The following is a 21531-nucleotide window of genomic DNA, read 5'->3' on the forward strand; positions in this document are numbered from 1 at the left end:
GGCGGAACCTTTGATTCTAAGCGCAATATCCCCGTAGATGGCCGTCCTCCGTTACCTGCAGCTCGATGTCTTCGCCCCCCGCCCCGGCACCGGCAACCCACTGGGCGTCATCCTGGACGCCGACGGGCTCTCCAGCCGCCAGATGCAGGCCCTGGCCGCCTGGCTGAATCTGTCCGAGACGGTGTTCTTCCTGCGCCCCAGCGCGCCGGGTGCCGACTACCACATCCGCATCTTCACCCCGACCCGCGAGCTGGCATTTGCTGGCCACCCCAGCGTCGGCGCCGCCTGGGCCGCGGTGAGCTGTGGCTTGGCGCAACCGCGCGACGGCGCCCTGCTGCAGCAATGCGCGGCGGGGTTGCTGCCGGTACGGGTGAGCGGTCCGGCCGAGGCACTGCAGATCCAGCTGGCCAGCCCACCGGCACGGCAACTGGACACGAGGGTGGACGCCGCGCCGGAGACGCTGCTGGCGCTGGCGGCCAACGGGCACGTGCCCGAACTGTGGGACAACGGTGCACGCTGGTGGCTGCTGCCGCTGCGCGACGCCGCCGCCGTGCGCGGACTGGCGCCAGACATGGCGGCCCTGCGCGACTGGAGCCTGGCCACCGACGCTACTGGCCTGGCCGTGTTCGCCGACGAGCCCGGCGACGACCACGCCCGCGTGGTGCGCGCCTTCTGCCCCGCTGACGCGGCCGCCGTACCCGAAGACCCGGTGACCGGCAGCGCCAATGCGCTGATCGGCGCCTGGCTGCGGCAGCGCGATGCCCTGCCCGGCCGCGAAGGCCGCTACGTGGCCAGCCAGGGCCGCGAAGTGGGCCGCGATGGCCGCGTGCAGGTGCAGGTCGACGCGCAGGGCACGGTGTGGATCGGCGGCCAGGTGCAGTGCGTGATCGACGGCAGCATCCATTGGTAGCGTCGGGCCACGCCCGGCGAACGCCGCACACGGACGCCGGGCATGGCCCGGCGCTACCGTACCCCTCTCGTTCTACGGAGTTTGCCCCCTATGACCACCCGCCGTTTCCTGCAGCTGGATGTGTTCTCCCCGCGCGCCGGCGCCGGTAACCCGCTGGCCGTGGTACTCGATGCCGAGGGCCTGGACGATGCCAGCATGCAGGCCATCGCCCGCTGGACGCGACTGCCCGAAACCACCTTCGTGTTTCCACCGCAGGCACCCGGTGCCAGCTACCGGCTGCGCATGTTCAGCCCGCAGAAGGAAGTGCCGTTCGCCGGCCACCCCAGCGTCGGCACGGCGCATGCGGTGCTGCAGGCAGGCCTGGCCACACCGATCGATGGCGTGCTGGTGCAGGACGGCATTGCCGGCGCCCTGCCGCTGCGCGTCAGCGGTGAGGGTACGCAGCAGCGCATCGCCATCCGCACCCCGCGCGCGCAGCTGGCCGAGACTGCCGAGGCGACCGATCCTCGCCTGCAGGCCGCACTGAAGGGCTGGCCGCTGGGCACGCTGCCACCGGCACGCATGCAGGGCGGGCGCAGCTGGTGGGTGGTGCAGGTGGCCGATGAGGCCGCATTGCGCGCGCTGCAGCCGGACTGGGATGCGGTGGCCGCACTGGCCGAGACCACCGACAGCATGGGCGTGTTCGCCTATGCCTTCAGCGATGGCAGCGAGGGCTTCGACCTGGCGGTACGTGCCTTCGTCGGCAATGGACGCCGCTTCGAAGACGCCGCCTCCGGCGCCGCCAACGCCGTGCTGGCCGCATGGCTGGACCTGCGCGATGCGCTGCCGCGCGGCCGCGCACCGTTCGAAGTCAGCCAGGGCCGCGAAGTGGGCCACGATGCGCGCCTGACGCTGCTGGTCGACGAGGACGGCGAGGTCTGGTCGGGCGGCCAGGTGCAGACCGTCATCACCGGCACCATCGATTGGTAAAGGGACACTGTAGAGCCGAGCCCACGCTCGGCTGTTCTTCGGCCAGATCACGGGACCTGCAGAAGCCGAGCCTGGGCTCGGCTCTACAGATGCGCCGGCTCAGCCCAGCTCGGCTTCCAGGCTGATCGGCACGGCGCTCAGTGCCTTGGACACCGGGCAGTTCTGCTTGGCGTCATCGGCAATCGCACGGAACTGCGTGGCGTCGATGCCCGGCACCACCGCCTTCACCTTCAGCCGGATCTGCGACAGCTGCGGGCCGCCTTCCAGCGACAGATCGACCTTGGCTTCGGTATCCAGCGAGGTCGGGGTAAAGCCGGCTTCGCCGAGCTTGGCCGACAGCGCCATGGTGAAACAACCGGCGTGCGCGGCAGCGATCAGCTCTTCCGGATTGGTGCCCTTTTCGTCGCCGAAACGGCTGTTGAAGCCGTAGCGGGTCTTGTCCAGCAGGCCACTCTGCGGCGTGCTCAACTGCCCCTTGCCCGACTTCAGATCGCCTTCCCAGTGCGCGGTGGCGTGTCGCGAGATTCCCATGTGCTGCTCCTGCGTGACGGTGATGAACGGTCACCCTCGCACGGGAGGCGTTAGCCCTGCGTCGCTCCGCCGCACGCTGGAGGTCGTCTTCCGAACCCGGCGCGTGGACACTTCCTCGCCAACCGGAAACGCATTTCCCTCTTGTTTTCAGTGGTTTCGCGCATTCCGACGATGGGCGGGCGCCGGCCATGGCGTGCGCTGCCACACCCCCATCCCCCACTGCCGGCCATGTACTGAATCGGCCTGGATATGAAAAAACATGCACTTTCCGCGCTTCGGGCTATTGGCGGCGCCCGAGAGTTGCCCTACATTGCGCTTGCCGACGGGGTTCGGCGCCGACCAAACAACCAACCGTTCACGGAACAGGAAACCATGGCAAAGACCGCTAAGAAGGCTGCCCCGAAGAAGGCAGTGAAGAAAGTCGCGACGAAGGCAGCCGCCAAGCCGGCCGCTCCGAAGCCGATCAAGGAAGTGCTGACCAAGTCCGGCCTGGTTGCACACATCGCTGAAGCCTCCGGCGTCATCGCCAAGGACGTCCGCGCTGTGCTGGCCTCGCTGGAAAGCGCCGTCGCCTCCTCGGTGCACAAGAAGGGCGCTGGCTCGTTCACCCTGCCGGGCCTGCTGAAGATCACCACCGTCAATGTGCCGGCCAAGCCGAAGCGCAAGGGCATCAACCCGTTCACCAAGGAAGAGCAGTGGTTCGCTGCCAAGCCGGCCACCACCAAGCTGAAGGTGCGTCCGCTGAAGAAGCTGAAGGACGCCGCGCTGTAAGCGCGCGCCCCAACGCGGATTCCGACGGGACGGCTCTGGCCGTCCCGTTTTTTTTGTCCCAACCACAGCCCGCAACACAGCGTTGCCGCATCCCCGGGAATGCGCGTACAGGCCCGTCGCCATTGGCTGGGCGTGGTGCGTTGCGGCCCCGGAACGTACCGGGTGGAACACTGCGTGCAGCCCCGGCCATCGCCGCCGGGCACGGCCTTGCCTAAGGTGGGCACATCCTCCACAGCTACGGCGAGCGTCCCCTCATGGCCAGCCCCTCCACCCGCTACCGGATCTCGGTGACCCCCATCGAAAAGGACGGGTTGCAGTGCACCGGGCGCTGCACCATCGAACTGGAACATCGCGCCAGCCGCGACCTGATGCGCCTGCTGGAAGCGGCGCCGCGCACCGCAGGCATCAGCGGCGACGAGCGCGCGACCCTGGTGATCGCCACCCAGCTGCTGCGCGACATCGTGCAGCGCCACGCCGAAACCGAAGGCCATGCCTTGGCCGCCATCGCCGCGCAGGTGCTGCCGGCGCTGGATGCACTGGAACAGCTGCCCTCCTCCCGCTGATCGCGGCACAGCCGATACACTGCCTCCTTCCGTTCGCCTCGGGGAGGAGGCAGACATGCGCAGGTTCCTGATACTGATCGCACCGCTGGTGCTGCTGGCCTGTTCCCGGCCGCCATCGCAACCTCATCCTGCGGATGCCGCTCCGCCGGCCACGACCGAGGCGGCTGCCCGCGCGAAGCCACAGGCCGTCGCAGAAGGCGATGCAGCGGCCGTGCAGGCCATCGATGTCGATCCCCTGTTTGCCGCCGTCGCGGCCGAGGCCGAGCTGCCGGCGGGAATGCTCAATGCCTATGTCATGGCCCTGCTCAATCGCGATCGCAAGGCCATCGACGCCGCATGGACCTTCCCGCCCAGCGATGCACGACGCGCCGACGATGCCGCATTGCGCCAGCTCACGGACGTGCGCAGCCTGCGCCTGACCAGCGAACTGCCAGTCGCGCGCGACGGTCACCAGCCACCGCAGCTGCTGGAGGTTCCGGTGCAGATCCGCGCGGTGACCGCTGAGGGCACCTTCCGCTTCGGCGGCTGGTACCGCGTGCAGCCCAGCAGCGATGGCCGCGCCTGGCAGATCCAGTCGGCGCAACTGCGGCCATCGCTGGACTGAACCGTTGCAGCGGCATGCACGCGCGATTCAGCCGGCAAGGCTACTCTTTGGTCCATCCATTCCGCATTCACCGGTCACCGCCATGCGCCTGCGTTCCCTGATGACCAGCCTCGCGGCCTCCACCGTGCTGATCGCTGCTGCGATCGGCGCCCAGGCCGCCCCTTCCATTTCCGGCCGCGAACTGTCGGTCGGTGCCAGCGACGTGCAGCAGTACCTCGATGGCAGCTTCCCGCGCACCCAGGACGCCCTGGGGGGCCTGATCGCCCTGACCATGAGCCATCCGCAGCTGAGCCTTCCGGCCGGCGAACGGTTGAACCTGGGCATGGACGTCGCACTGGCCACCGCCGGTAGCAACCCGTCCAAGCTGGGAACGGTGAAGCTCAGCAGCGGCCTGCGCTACGACGCGCAGACCCAGGGCTTCCACCTGCAGCAGCCGAGCGTGGATGACTTCACCCCGGCCAACCAGGGCGGTCGCCTCGATTCGCGCACCCGCGGCCTGCTCAATGCCTGGCTGAGCGACTACGCCCAGCGCGAACCGATCTACAAGCTGGACCCGGCCGTGGCCGGCCTGCTCGGCGCACTGCAGGTGCAGTCGGCACAGGTGAAGAACGGCAAACTGGTGGTCACCTTCAACCAGAACCTGGGCAACTTGGTGCCGGCAGGCGTGCTGGGTAAATGAGGTAGTGCCGGCCGCTGGCCGGCACTACCCGTAGCGCATCAGGCGGCAAGTGCCTTGACCACCGCCTCACTGAAGGCGGGAATGTCGTCCGGCTTGCGGCTGGTGATCAGGTTTCCATCGATCACAACCGCGGTATCGCGCCATTTCGCACCTGCGTTGACCAGATCCTGCTGCAGGGACGGCCAGGACGTCACGTCGCGCCCCTCAGCAAGGCCGCTGTTGATCAGCAACCACGGGCCGTGGCAGATGGCCGCCACAGGCTTGCCGGCTTCATCCACTGCCCGGATGAAGCCGAGTACAACCTCGTCGGTACGCAGCGTGTCCGGATTGATGACGCCTCCGGGCAGGACCAAGGCATCGAAGCGTGCCGGATCCGCTTCATCCAGCGGAATGTCCACCGCGACGGCGTCGCCCCAGTTCTTCTCCTTCCAGCCCTTGATCGTCGCCTCCTTTGCGGGCGACACCACGCTGACGCGCGCGCCCTCGGCTTCCAGCAGCCGCTTGGGTTCGGTCAATTCGGACTGTTCGAAGCCGTGGGTGGCCAGGATGGCAATCTGCTTGCCCTTCAATCGCTCTGCCATGGGTGCACTCCGGTTGGGGGAGCCGACAGAATGGAAGAAAGGCCCTTGCACGGCGGTGACCCTGCCGTGCACGGCAGGTGGAGAGCCTCCGGGTAGTGGCCGCCCGGGGCCGGGCGGGCCCGGGGCCGGCACTACCCGGTAACGATCAGCGCTTGGGCTGCAGCATGGTGCCGGTGCACTTGGGCGAGCCGCAGCGGCACTCCCAGATCTTCTTCAACTTGGCGGTATGGCGTTCGGCCAGGGTGATGCCGTAGTTGTAGGTCAGTTCCTCACCTGGCTTGATGTCACGCAGCGCCTCGATGAACACCTTGTCGCCACGGCTGTCGCCGTCTTCGTCTTCCTCGATCACCGCCTCGCAGTTCGGGTCGCAGCTGTGGTTGATCCAGCGCGCGTCATTGCCCTTGTAGTTGGCATCGATCACCCAGTCGTCATTGAGGGTGAACAGGAAGGTGTGGCCGCTTTCGACGTCGCCGCTGTCATCGGCATCAACATCGCCGTGGCTGCGCAGCAGGCCCTTGTACTGGATCACGCGCTCGCCCTGCTTGATCGGGGCCACGGCGAACACGCCGTTGCCATGGATGGCGGACTTGCGGGCTTGGATCTTCTTGGGCATCGGCAAGGGAAGTCTGCAGCGAAAGGAACGTTGATTCTCGCCCATTCCGGGTGATTGCGAAAATCACCCCGTTGGCGCAGCATTGCGCCCTGGCAACGGCCCCGGTGTGTTCTCCCGGCCCGGCCCCAGCGCCGGCTGAATGCCCGGGTTGGATGGCGGCGAAGAAAAGCGTACAATTTCAGTCCGCTTTAAGAACCACTCGCATCCCCATGTTGCGCGTCACCAAACTCACCGATTACGCCACCGTCGTACTGACCGTGCTCGCCGCCCGTCCGGGCGAGGTGCTCAGTGCCACCGAGCTGGCCGAATTCACCGGTCTGGAGCCGCCCACCGTCAGCAAGGTACTCAAGCCGCTGGCCCAGGCCGGCCTGGTGGAAGGCCTGCGTGGCGTGCGTGGCGGCTACCGGCTGACCCGCCCGGCCATCGAGATCTCGCTGTTCGAAGTGGTCGAAGCGATGGAAGGGCCGCTGGCCCTGACCGAATGCAGCCACGACCACCACCAGTGCGGCATGGCGCCCAAGTGCGGCGCGCGCAGCAGCTGGCGGCTGATCAACGACGTGGTTTCCGAGGCCCTGCGCGATGTCACCCTCGCCCAGATCCTGCCCCCTCTCCCCCTTGCCGATGACGAACAGCGCCGCACCATCGCTGTCGACGTCGTCTCCTGATCCGTAGGCAGCCCCCCATGGCCACCGAAACCATCGAAAACGTCGCCCACGACGACACCCCCAACCGCGAGATCCACGAGCAGCTCGGCCGCAAGTATTCGGCCGGCTTCATCACCGAGATCGAATCGGACTCCCTGCCGCCGGGCCTGGACGAGGACACCATCCGTGCCCTGTCGGCCAAGAAGGATGAGCCGGAGTGGATGACGCAGTGGCGCCTGGACGCCTACCGCCACTTCCTGACCATGCCGATGCCGGACTGGGCCAAGCTGGAGATCGCGCCGATCGATCTGCAGGCGCTCAGCTACTACTCCGCGCCGAAGGGCCCGAAGTACGCCTCGCTGGATGACGTGCCCAAGGAGCTGCTGGACACCTACGACAAGCTGGGCGTGCCGCTGCACGAGCGCGCCAAGCTGGCCGGCGTGGCGGTGGATGCGGTGTTCGACTCGGTGTCGGTCGGTACCACCTTCCGCAAGGAACTGGCCGAGAAGGGCATCATCTTCTGCTCGATGTCCGAGGCCATCAAGGAACACCCGGAGCTGGTGCGCCAGTACCTGGGCACCGTGGTGCCGGTGGGTGACAACTACTTCGCCGCGCTCAACTCGGCGGTGTTCTCCGATGGCAGCTTCGTGTTCATTCCCAAGGGCGTGCGCTGCCCGATGGAGCTGAGCACCTACTTCCGCATCAACGCCGGCCACACCGGCCAGTTCGAGCGTACCCTGATCGTGTGCGAGGACAAGGCCTACGTGTCCTACCTGGAAGGCTGCACCGCGCCGATGCGCGACGAGAACCAGCTGCACGCCGCCGTGGTCGAGCTGGTCGCGCTGGAAGATGCGGAGATCAAGTATTCCACCGTGCAGAACTGGTACCCGGGCGACGAGAACGGCGTCGGCGGCATCTACAACTTCGTCACCAAGCGTGCCGAATGCCGTGGCGCGCGCAGCAAGGTCACCTGGACCCAGGTCGAAACCGGCTCGGCGATCACCTGGAAGTACCCGTCCTGCGTGCTGCTGGGCGACGACTCGGTGGGCGAGTTCCACTCGGTGGCGCTGACCCATCACCGCCAGCAGGCCGACACCGGCACCAAGATGATCCACGTTGGCAAGCGCACCAAGAGCAAGATCGTCAGCAAGGGCATCAGCGCCGGCCGCGGCCAGAACACCTACCGCGGCCTGGTGCGTGTGGACCGCAATGCCGATGGCGCGCGCAACTACACCCAGTGCGATTCGCTGCTGATCGGCAAGCAGTGCGGCGCGCACACCTTCCCCTACATCGAGGTGAAGAACCCGGGCGCCACCGTCGAGCACGAGGCCACCACCTCGAAGATTTCCGACGACCAGCTGTTCTACTGCCGCGCCCGTGGCATCAGCCAGGAAGACGCGGTGTCGATGATCGTCGACGGCTTCTGCAAGCAGGTGTTCCGCGAACTGCCGATGGAGTTCGCGGTGGAAGCCAAGAAGCTGCTGGAAGTCTCGCTGGAAGGTTCGGTGGGCTGACCGCCCGCCCTGCCCTCGCACAACGCATTCTTTTTACCGGCGGGCCCCGGCCCGCACCACGGAAACCCCCACCATGCTGAAGATCGAAAACCTCCACGCCCGCATCGGCGACAAGGAAATCCTCAAGGGCCTGTCGCTGGACGTCCAGCCGGGCCAGGTGCACGCCATCATGGGCCCGAACGGCGCCGGCAAGTCCACCCTGGGCAATGTCCTGGCCGGCCGCGACGGCTACGAAGTGACCGAAGGCAGCGTGCAGTTCGACGGCGTCGACCTGCTCGACCAGGACCCGGAAGCACGCGCCGCCGCCGGCCTGTTCCTGGCGTTCCAGTACCCGGTGGAAATCCCGGGCGTGAACAACACCTACTTCCTGCGCGCGGCACTGAACGCCCAGCGCAAGGCACGCGGCGAGGAAGAACTCGATTCCATGCAGTTCCTCAAGCTGGTGCGCCAGAAGCTGGCCGTGCTGCACCTGAAGGACGAACTGCTGCACCGTGGCGTCAACGAAGGCTTCTCCGGTGGCGAGAAGAAGCGCAACGAGATCTTCCAGCTGGCCGTGCTGGAACCGAAGCTGGCGATCCTGGACGAAACCGACTCGGGCCTGGACATCGATGCACTGAAGAGCGTGGCCGATGGTGTCAACGCACTGCGCGCTGCTGATCGCTCGTTCCTGGTCATCACCCACTACCAGCGCCTGCTGGACTACATCAAGCCGGACGTGGTGCACGTGCTGGCCGATGGCCGCATCGTCAAAAGTGGCGGCCCGGAGCTGGCACTGGAACTGGAAGCGCACGGCTATGATTTCCTGAAGGACCGGGTCGTGCCCGAGGCGGCGGTCTGATGAGCGCCCTGCTTGATTCGATGGCCCAGGCCTTCTGCGGCAGCGATGCGCGCCGCGAAGTGCTGGATGCGGCCCTGCGCGATGGCCTGCCGGCCGCCCGCAACGAGGCCTGGAAGTACACCTCGCTGCGCCAGCTGGAGCGCCGTGCGTTCGCGGCTGCACCGCTGTCCCCGCCGGCCCTGGATGCCGCGCTGCTGGAGGACATCCCGGCACCGCGCCTGGTGTTCGTCAACGGCCGCCTGGACGCCGCGCTGAGCGACGTGCAGGCCTTGCCGGCCGGCGTGCAGCTGCAGCCGCTGTCGGCCGCACTGGCCGCCGGCGAAGACGCCGTGCGTTTCCTTGGCCGCCGCTACGAGCGCAGCGAGGAGATCTTCGCCCGCCTGAATGCCGCGCTGGCCGATGAAGGCGTGGTGCTGCGCGTGGATGAAGGCGTGCAGGTCGACGTGCCGCTGCAGCTGGTGTTCGCCAGCGTCGCCGGTGACACCGACCTGGCCTGGCATCACCGCCACCTGATCGAACTGCGTGCCGGCGCCAGCCTGGGCGTGGTCGAGCACCGCTTCAGCGTGGGTGACTCCGCCCACCTGGACAACACCGTGCTGCATGCCCACGTCGCTCGCGATGCCGTGCTCAAGCACGCCCGCGTCCAGGCCGGCAGCGCGCGCCAGACCAGCTTCCTGCGCACCGACGCCGTGCTGGCCCGCGACGCGCAGTACCACCGCGTGGACCTGGAACTGGGCGCCGCGCTCAGCCGCCATGAACTGAACGTGCGCCTCGAAGGCGACAATGCCCAGCTGACCGCCAACGGCGTGCTGCTTGGCAATGGCCGCCGCCACGTCGAAACCCGCCTGGGCATCGACCACATCGCGCGCGATACCAGCTGCGAACTGCTGTGGCGCGGCGTCGCCGCCAACCGCAGCCGCGTGGTGTTCCATGGTGGCATCCAGATCCGCGAAGGCGCCGATGGCACCGACGCGAACCTGTCCAACAAGAACCTGCTGCTGTCGGCCGATGCCGAGATCGACACCCAGCCGACGCTGGTGATCGACGCCGATGAAGTGAAGGCCGCGCACGGTGCGACTGTCGGCCAGCTCGATGCCAACGCGCTGTTCTACCTGCGCTCGCGCGGCCTGCCGCAGGCACAGGCGCAGGCACTGCTGAGCGCCGCGTTCTGCCACGAGCCGTTGAAGATCCTGCCGGACGCACTGCGTGCGCAGCTGGCACACCGTCTGGACAAGGCGCTGGCCGAGGCAGGTGTGGCATGAACCTGTCCACGCCGCGCCCGATCGAAGAACGCACCGGCGCCCCCGACTGGGACCGCGTCCGCCTCGACTTCCCGCTGCTGATGCGTGAAGTGCATGGCAAGCCGCTGGTCTATTTCGACAATGCCAACACCGGCCAGAAGCCGGTGCAGGTGATCGGCGCGGTGGACGAGTTCTACCGCCGCTACAACGCCAACGTCAGCCGCGCGGTGCATGCACTGGGCAGCGAAGCCACCGACGCCTACGAAGGCGCACGCAACACGCTGGCACGCTTCCTCAACGTGCGCCCCAGCGACCTGGTGCTGTGCAGCGGCACCACCTTCGCCATCAACCTGGTGGCCTACTCGTGGGCGCTGCCGCGGCTGAAGGCCGGTGACGTGATCCTGATCACGCGCATGGAGCACCACGCCAACATTGTGCCGTGGCAGCTGGTCGCGCAGCGTACCGGCGCCACCATCCGCGTGGCCGAGATCACGCCTGACGGCGCACTCGATCTGGATGCGCTGCGCGCGGCGATGACCCCGGAGGTCAAGCTGCTGGCCGTCACCCATGTCTCCAACGTGCTGGGCACGGTCAATCCGGTGCGCGAAATCTGCCGTGAAGCGCGCAAGCGCGGCATCATCACCGTGGTCGATGGCTCGCAGGCCGTGCCGCACCGCAAGGTCGATGTCGCCGCGATCGGCTGCGACTTCTACGCCATTACCGGCCACAAGATGTGCGGCCCGACCGGCACCGGCGCCTTGTGGGCGCGCCGCGAGCATCTGGATGCGATGCCGCCGTTCCTCGGTGGCGGCGAGATGATCAAGGAAGTCAGCTTCGACGGCACCGTGTTCAACGATGCCCCGCACAAGTTCGAAGCCGGCACCCCGAACATCGCCGGTTTCATCGGCCTGGGTGTGGCTGCCGACTACCTGCAGCAGCTTGGCCAGGAGAACGTGGAAGCCCGCGAGGCCGAACTGCTGGCGCACTTCACCGAAGAGCTGCGCCGCGTCGACGGTCTGCGCATCATCGGCGAAGCGCCGGAGAAGGCCGCCGTGGTCTCGTTCCTGATCGATGGCGCACATGCGCACGACCTGGCCACCCTTCTGGATCTGGAAGGCGTGGCCGTGCGCTCTGGCCAGCACTGCGCGCATCCGCTGCTGCAGTACTTCGGCGTCGCGGCTACCTGCCGAGCTTCGCTGGCGTTCTACAACACGCATGCCGAGATCGAGCGGTTCATGACCGCACTAACCAAGGTGCGGAAGCTGCTGGGCTGAGGATTCGCCAGAATCAGGGAACTACGAGAACGCCGCAGGGAACTGCGGCGTTTTTTATTGCGCGCTGGACGCAAGCAAGCAGAGGCGTAACGGGGAAATGCTGAGTGATGCCAGGAACGGGCAATCTCACCCCAATGCCGATCCATCCATCATCAACGGCCTTGAGACACCGTCTTCTACATGCCAACAAGCATGGATACCCCGGAGGCAATCAAGAAGACGTACATCATCACGACGCCCCTCAATACCCACCGTTCCCCCTGATGGAGCCTCCACGCATTGAAACTACAGAAACATGCAGGCATCAATATATTATCTCAGCCCACACCTCCACCCCACTCCTCCATAATTTTCTCGACTGCCAGTATCTGATCTTGCGCATAGGATTTATCCCGGAAACGGATGTCCGCATCATCAAGGTAATGCCATATCAAATGCGGAACATCCATTTCGTAGACACTTAATTGAAGAGTTCGCTTAAGGGCCTCGGCCTTCTTATACCAAGCAGAGACTTGTTCCGCAGTGGTGGGCTCAGATTCCAACAATATCCGCAGACAGGCAACAGCGGACTTCACTTCATCAGCAGCACTCACAGCGGCACCTACTTCTTTATCCACCGAGGATCGAATAGTACAAGATGAGCTGCCTCGCCGCGATTAGCAGGACCATAGTTGATATGAAGAATCGGAGTTCCTTCACTTCTTATCGGATGAAGATCGAGACGAATTCCCCATTGCCCTCCTTTCCAGCGAACTCCTGCCAGTCGTCCATTGGCATGCAAGCCGCCAGGCGAAGGACCGTCAAATGAGAGATTCTTCCACGTGTTAGCCACTCCACGGGCTATGGGACTTGAGGCTGCCGCCAGATAGGGGATGCCAGCGTCAGCAGCAATTGCCGCGCCGCCAACGACGCCTGCCCCCGATATGACCGCACCAGCTGCGTCAACTCGAGCGGGATCCCATGTCATGTCATATGTACCAGTCTTCCATCCAACGGCACTAGGAACAGGAATTCTCCCGTCTGCGGTTGGAGCTCCGGTTGGTCCCGCCCCTGACGGACTTTCGCCGCCGCCTCCATTTCGAGAACCACCACCTCCTAGGGTTCCCATCCTTGAGCCAGGGGCGACTCCTCCCCCTTTGATCGCGCTTCCGACAGTAGCCACACGTGCGCTACGAACCTTTTCCTCCGGGGCACGACCATCCGGATCGGTGAACCTGTATGGGTTACCGTTTGCATAATAGTAGCGACCGAATGCCGCTTCTGTAGCAGAGATGGGATCGACAGAAAGAAACGCGCTCGCCTCTGGATCGTAATACCGCTGCTGCATATAACTCAGCCCGGTCCCCGAGTCCGTCACATGCCCCGTATATCCCGGCCCATCCTTCAACGGCCGATTCACCACCGCCCCATACGGCTCATACACCGTACGCTCGATGACGTTTCCGCTGGCATCGGTGATCGCCACCGGTGAACCCAGTGCATCAGTGTGGATGTAGTCGACGACTTCCTGTGCGGCCGCCGGAGCCACACAGGCCGCCAGCACCACCACCGCGAGTACCGCCCGAATCAACAGCATAGAGTCCATTCATGGCTTAGTCCCAGCTGAGTACGCCGCGGGTGACGGGGAAACCTGCGGACCATGCCGAACAGCCGCCGGCGTTGCAGGCTCTGACAATGTAGAAACTGGCGCAGTAGGTCCCGCCGCTCGACTGCACGTAGATCTTGGGGCCGGTGTACAGGCGCCGTCCAGCTCCGGAAGGCTCAAGCTGATACTCCGTTGCCCCCGGAACCGCGCGCCAGCCGACGCTGCACTGCACCTGATAGGGCGCCTTGCGCGTGCTGAGCCACTCTGCCACGTAGATCTGAGTGGCTGCGGGAGGGAGGACCACGGAGACAGTGGCGATGCCCGAGTAGGGGCTGCACCCCGCGAAATTGCATGCCCTCACCCGTAGGCATAGCTGCCATTGCCACGGCTGTTCCCGCCGCCGTTATGCACTACCGTCCACCCACCACCGTTGGCACGATCCTCGCGCGAATCAGCAGGAAAGGTTCCGGCTCAGCACGCTACGGTTGAAGGCGTGCAAAATCACCAGCGCGGCAGACATCGCAGCTGGATCCGACATGGGCCTGGAACGGAATGCATCTCCCCGCCATCGGCACCGCTCTCCAGTTGGAAACCAGTGACACAACCGTCCCTAACGGTTGATCGACGAACGAGCCCCAACCACCATCATGCGACACTGCCTTCTTCAAAGCGGAAAATGAAATGCGGGCGTCAAGAAACTAATGATGAATCAACAGACACACCATCGTAATCAATAGATGCAAACTCAGAAACCGACATCTTCCCTTGAATGCGCAGCAAGCCAATGTAGGCTGACTTAGCCAGGAGTGACTTAGAATCATTCGAACGGAGCACCGCCCTGAGCCATTCCTCGATTGAAGCTGCATCAAGCCTCCTCCGAAGCACTGCAGAAACAAGCGATTCAATCATAAGCCTCCGATTATCATCAACAGGCTCCTGCCCCACCGTAACAATTCCAATAAAACAACCAAGAATCAACGGATCTGCCCAACGCAACCCGCCGATGAAAATGGCCCTCTCTCGGATCTCCGGATCACAATGGAACAATGACCTCGATACCAATACATAGCTTGAAGAGTCGGGTTCGGCCGTGAGAACCCGCGACATCTTGTAAAGCCGTTCAAGCAGCAGTTCATCTTCCGCCATCAGGAGTCTCCTGCATTTGCAACCACACGAGTCCCCCGAGGGGCGGTTGCGCGCCCACCCGATCAACGCATGCGCTTCAATCGGGAAAAGGGACAAACGCTGCGCACTACTGCAGGCTTATGGACAGTATTCATCCGGGGGCCACCTCACAACCGCTGCAGTCACTTCAAGTCTTCCAGATCCAGCGCCACTTCCTCAATGGCGCCACGTGGCATTGGGCCGGGGACCCGAAGAAATCAGACATCAAGCGGAGCATGGATTCCGCCAAGAAGTAGATCTTCCGTCGACGCATCTGGCCGGTCCAGATCTCGCGTCTGGTCTGCTCACGCTTGCCCAGACCCTCGGCATCATCAAATATCAGCTGCATGGATAGCTTCTCAACGTGTGCCGCCATTGTCTCTCATGCGGCCGACCAGCGGCCGGCACTACCGAAATGGTTGTTCAGAGGATCATTAAAGGGCGGTAAGCACTGGGCGGATTTGCCGCTCCTGCCTAAGACAGCTACGAACTCTTCCCGCGCAGCAAGCCAACGAAAAGTGGTATGTAAGCCACCGTAAACGCCGCCAGAAGTATGAGCGTCCATTCAATGAATGAAATCCCTGTATGCCCGTAAACGAGACGCAGCAACCCATAGCTGGCGATCGTGAAAACGGCAGCCTTTGCGTAATAGACGGCGACGCCCTTCAGGATCAATTTGATCTTCATATCCTACTTCAACTTTTCCTACTTCAACTTATCGTTCACAAGTGGTTCCAGATCGCCTGATGAACTGACCGCCGTACCGACGGCATTGGCCGCTGTTTGGGTGGGATTGGAGTATTTAAACCCAGGAGTGGCTTCCTTTATACCCTGCATCAGATTTCCTGTCGCAGTTCGCTCAGTCTGTGTCATCCCAGCACTCGCACTTCTAGCCGCCACACCAGGCGCAGCAGAAACAGCTGCCCCTAAGCCAGCCGTTCCTCCGCTCAAGGCTGCGCCTTTCGCAACCTCGGATACAGAAGCGGTCTTACCTTCAAGCTGTGCATTTGCTTGAACTGAAACTGCGCCGACGGCTGCATTTCCAACCACGTTTGCGGCAATGGTTCCACCGGTAGTGGCAGCTGTGCTTGCAACGGCACTTACTCCACCACTTAGCGCACCAGCCGCTGTTGCGACAGCGACTTGCCCCCATTTTACTTGGGAGAATCTTTCGCCCATCGACCCTTCAGCCATAGCCATCTGAACACCGATGTTCACAACTGCGCCTATTGGCGCGCCCCACAAGCACTGGGGGCAGCGCCCATCCGGATCTTTGAACTTGTACGGGCTGTTGTAAGCATAGGCGTAGCGGTTTAGATGGCGCATATCGCCCCCTTCAGCCGTTACCGGATCAACGCTCAGGAAAACCCCTAACGCCGGATCCATGTACCGCTGCTGCATGTAACTCAGCCCGGTCCCGGAGTCCGTCACATGCCCCGTATATCCCGGCCCATCCTTCAACGGCCGATTGACCACCGCCCCATACGGCTCATACACCGTACGTTCGATGACGTTTCCGCTGGCATCGGTGATCGCCACCGGTGAACCCAGTGCATCAGTGTGGATGTACTCGACGACTTCCTGGGCGACCGCCGGAGCCACACAGGCCGCCAGCACCACCACCGCGAGCACCGCCCGAATCAACAGCAAAGAGAGTCCATTCATGGCTTAGTCCCAGCTCAATACGCCGCGGGTGACGGGGAAGTCTGCGGACCATGCCGAACAGCCACCGGCGTTGCAGGCCCTGACAATGTAGAGACTGGCGCAGTAGGTCCCGCCGCTCGACTGCACGTAGGTATTGGGGCCGGTGTACAGGCGCCGTCCAGCTCCGGAAGGCTCAAGCTGATACTCCGTTGCCCCCGGAACCGCGCGCCAGCCGACGCTGCATTGCACCTGATAGGGCGCCTTGCGCGTGCTGAGCCACTCGGCCACGTAGATCTGAGTGGCCGCGGGAGGAAGCACCACGGAGACACTGGCGATGCCCGAGTAGGGACTGCACCCCGCGAAATTGCATGCCCTCACGCGATAGGCGTAGCTGCCATTGCCACGGCTGGCACCAAAGCTGTTCCCGCCGCCGTTATGCACCACCGTCCAGCCACCACCGTTGGCACTCTCCTCCAGCACGAAGCTCTCGCTGTTGGCCGGCACCGACCAGCTCAGGCTGTACTGCGGCACGTTCACCAGGCCCGGCGCGCTGATCACCGGCTCGATCGTTGGCGGCCCGATCACCGCTACCGTCGCCGTGGCCGACCACGGTCCGCAGCCTGCGCCATTGCAGGCGGCAACCCGATAGCCATAGCTGCCGACCCCGCGCGCAGCGGTGGCATAGGAACCCGCGTTGCCGTCGAACAGCGTGACCCATCCGCCACCATTGCTGCTTTCCTGCAAGGTGTAACGCGTGGCACCAGCCACCCCGTTCCAGCCAATGCCGATACTGCCCGGCGCAGCGCGTGCCGGCGCAGAGAGACCTGGCGCAGTGGCGGGCGGATACACCACCGTCGCCGCAGCCGTGGCGCTGTATCCCGTGCATCCCACCGGATTGCATGCGCGAACCCGGTAGTTGTAGCTTCCCGCTGCCTTGCCACTGAAGGCCTTGGATTGACTGATGGCGTTGTGCACCTGGGCCCATGCGCCGCCATTGGCGCTTTCCTCCAGCTCATAGCGCTCGGCACCAGAGGCCGCAGACCATGCCACGCTGTAACTGCCATTGAAGGCCGTGGCAGGCACGTTCAAGGTCGGCACGGTGGATGGCGCCAATGCCACGGCCACTGACGCGACATTGCTCCATCCGCCGCACACCGCCCGGCAGCCTCGCACGCGGAACTGATAGGTCCCCGTGACCAGGCCGGTGTTGGTGAACGATTGCGCCGCGCCATCGAAGACCGTGCTCCAGGTGCCCGCAAGGGCTCGCTGCAGCTCATAGCGGTTGGCACCACCGGCCGGGCTCCAGGTCAGGTTCACGCTGCCCTGGGTGATGTAGCCCGGCGCACTCAGCGCGGGAACGCTGGGTGCGGCTTCGCCATGCACCTGGGACACCAGGCTGCCTGACAGGTAGAGATAGTCGGTCTGCTTGCCGGTACGTTCGTTGCGCTGGAATCGCAGCACACCGCCGTTGTCGTAGAACGAATAGATCGCCCCCTTGCCACTGGCGCTGGCCTTCACCCGGCGCCCGTGAGCGTCGTACTCGTAGCTCTCTGCTGTACCCGCCGCACGCAGCCGGTTGCCGTAATCAAACGCGAAAGCCTGGCCATTGCGCACCGATAGATTGCCCTGCACGTCATAGCCAAGACCGGAGACGGTTGCTCCGGTTCCGGTTTCGATCACGTTGACCAACCGATTGGTCGGATCGAAATAGTGCGTACGATCGCGGCTGCCGACCTTGGCACGGCGCAGGTTGTCCAGCGCGTCATACTCATACAATGCGTTGCCGAAGCCCGGCGCAGTGACCGTCCGCAACCGGTCCAGGCCGTCATAGGTCATGTCCCGGTTACCGGGCGCCCCGGGCAGGCCATCGGAAATGGCCATCACATTGCCGCCGGCATCGTAATCGTAGCTGTCATCCAGCACTGCGGCCGCTGCAGTGGCATCGCGGCTGCGGTCAGGCAGTCCGCGGGCATTCTGGGTCAACGTGTGCACGATCCCGTTGCCATAGACAAAGCGGGCCAACGCGCCATTGGCAAAGTAACTGGCCTCCTTTGCATAGCCGCCGACCGTCGTCGCCCGACCCAGTGCATCCGGCGCATAGCTGACGACACGCCCCCCCGGATAGGTATTGCTCGCCAGTGTGCCGTTGGCATCGTAGCCATAGGCCAGGCTCAGGCTTCCCAGATCCGGATGCTGCAGGGTTTCGCCGCTGAGCAGGCGGCGGCGGTTGTACTGGTAGCGGTTGACGACCATCGGCCGGGCCGGATCGTTCTGCGTACTGATCTCGGCAGGCAGACCATCAGGCGCGTAGGACCAGTTCTGATTTCCGCGCCCATCCGGGAAGATCAGGGTCGACAAGCGGTTGGCGGCGTCGTAACTGCGCTTCACCGCACGTCCACTGGCCAGCGCTTCACTGCGGTTGCAGTCGGTGGTGCTGGTCAAACCTGTGCCAGCCGCCGACCACAGCACGTTGCCTGCCGCGTCGTAGTCCTGCACGGTCGCACCGGTTTCCGGCTCGATGGTCTTGCACAGCTGCTGGTAGCCGTCATAGACGTAGCGGCGGGTGAGCGACTGGCTGCCATCTGCATTGCCGCGGGTGATCGCCAACGGCTTGCCCAGCGTGTCGCGCTGGATCTCGGTCACCACGCCTTCCGGGTGCTGCAATGTCAGCGGCATCTCGTAGCTGGGCTGGTCGTAGGCAAGATGGCGTGTCGTCGTCGCCTGGCCTCGCGGGTTGGTCACCTTCACCGACAGGTTGCCCACGTACTCGGTGCGGGTAACCAGTGCCCCCAGCTCGGACGATTGACTGACCACGGTGGGGCGGCCCAACGCGTCGTACTGCGTCGTGGTGCCGGTCAGGGTGGCATTGATATCGGAGAACTGCCGCGTGGGATACGAGGCAAACACGGTCTTGCCGCTGGTGTCGTAGCGGGTCACCACGGCACTGTCGAGCACGTTGTTGGCGTTTTCGGTCACCAGCACCGGGCGGAACATCGCATCCAGGTAGGTGTCCGTGCGCCGTCCGCCCTGCGTGCGGGAGTGCTTCCACGCACCGGCGGGCACCCCCAGCTGCGCGCCACCCAGCCGCTGCAGGTCCATGGTTACGCCATTCCAGTTCACGCTGTCGCCGCCAGGGAACTGCTGGCTGCGCAGCCTGCCCATGCTGTCGTAGCTGAAGCTGGTGGTTGCGCCGGTTTCGTCGGTCAGCGAGGTGATCCAACCGTTGTCGTCGACGGCAACCGTGCGCACCGCGCCATTGGGCGCTTCGGGCGTGGCCGGCATGCGCAGCTGCTGCGGAACGCCACGCTTCCATCCCGACAGATGGCTGGTATTGCCGCGGCCATCGGCCACCGAGGCAACCGTGCCGTCGGCTGCGTAGGTCACCTGCTGCGCCAGGCGTCCGAATGCGTAGGCGCGCAGCGGCAGTGCTTTGGCCGTATCGAATTCGGTGCGCGACTGCTCGATGCCATTGAGCACACTGCGCGCCGCCTGGCCGTTCACCCACAGCGCGGGATTGTCGTAGTAGCTGGTGCTGCTGGTGCGACTCTGGCCGGCGGAATTCGCTTCGACAACGGTGACTTCGCGCGCAAATGCATCAAAGGCCTGCACGGTGCGGGTGAACTGCACGCCATCCTGTTCCACAACGGTGGATTGGACGGGGCGGTTGTAATGGGCCTTGAGATCGTTGGCACCGTACTTGAAGTCCTTGCCGGCCTCCTTCGGGAAGGGCGCCACATCCAGCTGGGCATCCGGATAGTAGTTGTTGCGATCAATGCGCACGACCGAGCCGCCCGATCGCGTTGTCGTGGACAACAACAGGCCATCGTTGTAGGCAACTTCCTTGCCGAACTCATAGACGCGAACGACACCATCGGGCAGCGTTTCGGTGGTGATCTTCGGCTCTGCCTGGCCCACCGGGATTACTGGACCGCCCAGGTCCTGGGCGAAAGCACCGTTGAGATTAGTGTATTGATAAGTCCACTGTGCAGTGGGCATGCCCGGACCGCTGATGGTCTTGGTCACCAGCGACATTGCGTCACGGTAGACCGGCGTGTAGTTCCAGCCATCGGCAAACAGGTGATTGTCGCCAGAGGTCTGGCAATCCAGCTTTACATTCTTGCGCCCGTGGCGGAACGGGCGGAACAGGAACGTTCCCAGCGCACCCGACGGATGCTGGATGCTCAGGGTGATCTCGCTGGGCACGATCTTGTTGACGCGCGAGCATGTGGCCGGGTAGTCCATGTACTCCCAGATGCTCTGCCCGATGTAGTCGGCATACTTGTGGGTGACTGACAGCGGCGGCAGGTTGTAGACCCATTGGGTACCGTCCGGCAGCGTCACTGTCCGCAGGATATCGGCCTCCGTGTACCCATAAGTCCAGGTGCGCCCTGCAGCGGTTGCGGACGCGATCAGTCCTTTCGCGTTGTAGCCCAGGCTGATCTCGCGGCCATCGTTGGCAACCATGCGCAACAGCCGGTCGCCACTCCACTCGTAGCGCACCCAGTTGCCGAAGCGATCCACAACCTGCGATGGGTACAGGAACACACGCTTTCGATTCAGCAGTGCATTGCTTTCTGGCCCGTAGGGTTGCAGCGTTGCACCGTTGTGGGGCTTGGCGACCATCCAGTCGAAGTAGTACTTGGTACCGTCGGGCGCATGACCAAGGAAGCCTTGTCCCGGCTGTCCGCTCTTCAGGGCGGTCAGGCAACTGAACGTCCAGCCACCCTTGGTATTCCAAGGCGCCGGTTCGCCAAACTGTGGCTGCGGCTGGCGCGCATCACCGCTGCCTCCCAGGACCGGCTCACCGCCACCGCCTGGCAGGGAAAGGCGCACGCCATCCCAAAATGCAGTGGGACTGAAATTGACGGTCTGGGTTTGGCGACGGTTCCAGACCTCCAGCGCTGGGGGCGCCGCCACCGTACTGCAGCGCGCAGCAGGCGCCCAGTAGCCGACAGCAGCGGTCTCCGGCAGATCACCATAGACGCCGGACATGGACGGAATATCCAGATCCCAATCCGAGAATGGGCTCTCACTACTGCCATCGCCATCGCGGTAGCTGCGGCCCAAGGTCATCGTCAGGCTGCCATTGCCCGGAATCGAAACATCCGTGGCCTTGAAGCTGATCGAACCGTCATAGAGGTTGACCTGCTCGCCGAAGATCTCGCCCTTCAGCGGTTCGACAAGGTCCCCGTACTTCAGTCGCTTGTCGTACTCCTGCCGCCAGGTGGGAACGATCTGGGCGGAAACGCCGACCGGTGCCAGCACGCACAGGGCAACGACACCGAGAAGAAGACCCTTGGCAGCCATTGCGGCGCGCGGATGAGAAATGAGGCCAGACTGCATGCAGATCCTCCCTGGATCGACGTCCCTGTGTGCCCCACCTGCGCCAAACGGCAGTTGACCTTC

The 21531-nt window shown here is 64.3% G+C and carries 20 protein-coding genes; 11 read left to right on the plus strand and 9 right to left on the minus strand.

The window, feature by feature from the left end; translation table 11 throughout:
• Positions 1-37: 37 nt before the first annotated feature.
• Positions 38-910, plus strand: coding sequence for a PhzF family phenazine biosynthesis protein (locus G5A07_RS04965; protein ID WP_043396944.1), 873 nt, complete (start codon positions 38-40; stop codon positions 908-910).
• A gap of 90 nt (positions 911-1000) precedes the next feature.
• A complete protein-coding gene (locus G5A07_RS04970; protein ID WP_191862949.1) occupies positions 1001-1879 on the plus strand; it encodes a PhzF family phenazine biosynthesis protein in 879 nt (292 codons plus the stop codon).
• A 99-nt stretch (positions 1880-1978) separates the two neighbouring features.
• On the opposite strand, the gene G5A07_RS04975 is transcribed toward G5A07_RS04970, so the two are convergent.
• Positions 1979-2410 (minus strand): OsmC family protein, encoded by a 432-nt coding sequence (locus G5A07_RS04975; RefSeq protein WP_005408443.1) that lies wholly within the window; start codon positions 2408-2410, stop codon positions 1979-1981.
• A 372-nt stretch (positions 2411-2782) separates the two neighbouring features.
• Here G5A07_RS04975 and G5A07_RS04980 point away from each other — a divergent pair, with 372 nt between their 5' ends.
• From G5A07_RS04980 to G5A07_RS04995, 4 genes are all read left to right on the plus strand, one after another.
• Positions 2783-3181 carry an HU family DNA-binding protein gene (locus G5A07_RS04980; RefSeq protein WP_010483539.1) on the plus strand — a complete coding sequence of 133 codons (399 nt, stop codon included), beginning with the start codon at positions 2783-2785 and terminating at the stop codon, positions 3179-3181.
• Between the two features lie 254 nt (positions 3182-3435).
• Complete coding sequence (locus tag G5A07_RS04985; RefSeq protein ID WP_010483541.1) at positions 3436-3744, plus strand: DUF3861 family protein; 309 nt, start codon at positions 3436-3438, stop codon at positions 3742-3744.
• A 55-nt stretch (positions 3745-3799) separates the two neighbouring features.
• On the plus strand, positions 3800-4348 hold the full coding sequence (locus tag G5A07_RS04990; protein ID WP_191862950.1) for a hypothetical protein: 549 nt from the start codon (positions 3800-3802) through the stop codon (positions 4346-4348).
• Between the two features lie 82 nt (positions 4349-4430).
• Positions 4431-5027 (plus strand): DUF1439 domain-containing protein, encoded by a 597-nt coding sequence (locus G5A07_RS04995; protein ID WP_191862951.1) that lies wholly within the window; start codon positions 4431-4433, stop codon positions 5025-5027.
• A 38-nt stretch (positions 5028-5065) separates the two neighbouring features.
• On the opposite strand, the gene G5A07_RS05000 is transcribed toward G5A07_RS04995, so the two are convergent.
• Both G5A07_RS05000 and G5A07_RS05005 read right to left on the minus strand, forming a co-directional pair.
• Positions 5066-5608 (minus strand): type 1 glutamine amidotransferase domain-containing protein, encoded by a 543-nt coding sequence (locus G5A07_RS05000; protein WP_010483547.1) that lies wholly within the window; start codon positions 5606-5608, stop codon positions 5066-5068.
• Positions 5609-5753: 145 nt separating this feature from the next.
• Positions 5754-6221: an SET domain-containing protein-lysine N-methyltransferase gene (locus G5A07_RS05005; protein ID WP_191862952.1), complete on the minus strand. Its 468-nt coding sequence runs from the start codon at positions 6219-6221 to the stop codon at positions 5754-5756.
• A gap of 209 nt (positions 6222-6430) precedes the next feature.
• Here G5A07_RS05005 and G5A07_RS05010 point away from each other — a divergent pair, with 209 nt between their 5' ends.
• From G5A07_RS05010 to G5A07_RS05030, 5 genes are all read left to right on the plus strand, one after another.
• A complete protein-coding gene (locus tag G5A07_RS05010; protein WP_005408436.1) occupies positions 6431-6886 on the plus strand; it encodes an SUF system Fe-S cluster assembly regulator in 456 nt (151 codons plus the stop codon).
• Between the two features lie 17 nt (positions 6887-6903).
• Entirely contained in the window at positions 6904-8379 is a 1476-nt protein-coding gene (sufB, locus tag G5A07_RS05015) for a Fe-S cluster assembly protein SufB (RefSeq protein WP_005408435.1), read from the plus strand.
• 73 nt (positions 8380-8452) lie between these two features.
• On the plus strand, positions 8453-9217 hold the full coding sequence (gene sufC / locus G5A07_RS05020; protein WP_019659403.1) for a Fe-S cluster assembly ATPase SufC: 765 nt from the start codon (positions 8453-8455) through the stop codon (positions 9215-9217).
• Positions 9217-10479, plus strand: coding sequence for a Fe-S cluster assembly protein SufD (gene sufD / locus G5A07_RS05025; protein ID WP_043396957.1), 1263 nt, complete (start codon positions 9217-9219; stop codon positions 10477-10479). The genes sufC and sufD overlap by 1 nt, the downstream gene beginning before the upstream one ends.
• Positions 10476-11732 (plus strand): cysteine desulfurase, encoded by a 1257-nt coding sequence (locus tag G5A07_RS05030; RefSeq protein WP_010483557.1) that lies wholly within the window; start codon positions 10476-10478, stop codon positions 11730-11732. The genes sufD and G5A07_RS05030 overlap by 4 nt, the downstream gene beginning before the upstream one ends.
• A 317-nt stretch (positions 11733-12049) precedes the next feature.
• Here the strand turns inward: G5A07_RS05030 and G5A07_RS05035 are convergent, their stop codons facing one another.
• The 6 genes from G5A07_RS05035 to G5A07_RS05065 all read right to left on the minus strand — a co-directional run bounded on the left by G5A07_RS05035 (position 12050) and on the right by G5A07_RS05065 (position 21468).
• A complete protein-coding gene (locus tag G5A07_RS05035) occupies positions 12050-12349 on the minus strand; it encodes a hypothetical protein (RefSeq protein ID WP_191862953.1) in 300 nt (99 codons plus the stop codon).
• A complete protein-coding gene (locus G5A07_RS22575; protein WP_191862954.1) occupies positions 12334-13317 on the minus strand; it encodes an RHS repeat-associated core domain-containing protein in 984 nt (327 codons plus the stop codon). The genes G5A07_RS05035 and G5A07_RS22575 overlap by 16 nt, the downstream gene beginning before the upstream one ends.
• 690 nt (positions 13318-14007) lie before the next feature.
• Positions 14008-14463: a hypothetical protein gene (locus tag G5A07_RS05045; protein ID WP_146256796.1), complete on the minus strand. Its 456-nt coding sequence runs from the start codon at positions 14461-14463 to the stop codon at positions 14008-14010.
• 501 nt (positions 14464-14964) lie between these two features.
• On the minus strand, positions 14965-15168 hold the full coding sequence (locus tag G5A07_RS05055) for a hypothetical protein (RefSeq protein WP_010485953.1): 204 nt from the start codon (positions 15166-15168) through the stop codon (positions 14965-14967).
• An 18-nt stretch (positions 15169-15186) separates the two neighbouring features.
• Positions 15187-16146, minus strand: coding sequence for an RHS repeat-associated core domain-containing protein (locus tag G5A07_RS05060; protein ID WP_191862955.1), 960 nt, complete (start codon positions 16144-16146; stop codon positions 15187-15189).
• A gap of 3 nt (positions 16147-16149) precedes the next feature.
• Positions 16150-21468, minus strand: a complete 5319-nt coding sequence (locus G5A07_RS05065) for an RHS repeat domain-containing protein (RefSeq protein ID WP_191862956.1) — start codon at positions 21466-21468, stop codon at positions 16150-16152.
• Positions 21469-21531 lie beyond the last annotated feature (63 nt).

This window comes from Stenotrophomonas sp. AS012628 (assembly GCF_010608305.1).
Lineage (GTDB): Bacteria > Pseudomonadota > Gammaproteobacteria > Xanthomonadales > Xanthomonadaceae > Stenotrophomonas > Stenotrophomonas geniculata.

Coding starts and splice junctions, on each gene's coding strand:
- G5A07_RS04965 (WP_043396944.1), top strand. CDS start 38: ATGGCCGTCCTCCGTTACCTGCAGCTCGATGTCTTCGCCCCCCGCCCC.
- sufD (WP_043396957.1), top strand. CDS start 9,217: ATGAGCGCCCTGCTTGATTCGATGGCCCAGGCCTTCTGCGGCAGCGAT.
- G5A07_RS04970 (WP_191862949.1), top strand. CDS start 1,001: ATGACCACCCGCCGTTTCCTGCAGCTGGATGTGTTCTCCCCGCGCGCC.
- G5A07_RS05030 (WP_010483557.1), top strand. CDS start 10,476: ATGAACCTGTCCACGCCGCGCCCGATCGAAGAACGCACCGGCGCCCCC.
- G5A07_RS22575 (WP_191862954.1), bottom strand. CDS start 13,317: ATGGACTCTATGCTGTTGATTCGGGCGGTACTCGCGGTGGTGGTGCTG.
- G5A07_RS04980 (WP_010483539.1), top strand. CDS start 2,783: ATGGCAAAGACCGCTAAGAAGGCTGCCCCGAAGAAGGCAGTGAAGAAA.
- G5A07_RS05065 (WP_191862956.1), bottom strand. CDS start 21,468: ATGCAGTCTGGCCTCATTTCTCATCCGCGCGCCGCAATGGCTGCCAAG.
- G5A07_RS05060 (WP_191862955.1), bottom strand. CDS start 16,146: ATGAATGGACTCTCTTTGCTGTTGATTCGGGCGGTGCTCGCGGTGGTG.
- G5A07_RS04990 (WP_191862950.1), top strand. CDS start 3,800: ATGCGCAGGTTCCTGATACTGATCGCACCGCTGGTGCTGCTGGCCTGT.
- G5A07_RS05005 (WP_191862952.1), bottom strand. CDS start 6,221: ATGCCCAAGAAGATCCAAGCCCGCAAGTCCGCCATCCATGGCAACGGC.
- G5A07_RS05010 (WP_005408436.1), top strand. CDS start 6,431: ATGTTGCGCGTCACCAAACTCACCGATTACGCCACCGTCGTACTGACC.
- G5A07_RS05045 (WP_146256796.1), bottom strand. CDS start 14,463: ATGGCGGAAGATGAACTGCTGCTTGAACGGCTTTACAAGATGTCGCGG.
- sufC (WP_019659403.1), top strand. CDS start 8,453: ATGCTGAAGATCGAAAACCTCCACGCCCGCATCGGCGACAAGGAAATC.
- G5A07_RS05055 (WP_010485953.1), bottom strand. CDS start 15,168: ATGAAGATCAAATTGATCCTGAAGGGCGTCGCCGTCTATTACGCAAAG.
- G5A07_RS04975 (WP_005408443.1), bottom strand. CDS start 2,410: ATGGGAATCTCGCGACACGCCACCGCGCACTGGGAAGGCGATCTGAAG.
- sufB (WP_005408435.1), top strand. CDS start 6,904: ATGGCCACCGAAACCATCGAAAACGTCGCCCACGACGACACCCCCAAC.
- G5A07_RS04995 (WP_191862951.1), top strand. CDS start 4,431: ATGCGCCTGCGTTCCCTGATGACCAGCCTCGCGGCCTCCACCGTGCTG.
- G5A07_RS04985 (WP_010483541.1), top strand. CDS start 3,436: ATGGCCAGCCCCTCCACCCGCTACCGGATCTCGGTGACCCCCATCGAA.
- G5A07_RS05000 (WP_010483547.1), bottom strand. CDS start 5,608: ATGGCAGAGCGATTGAAGGGCAAGCAGATTGCCATCCTGGCCACCCAC.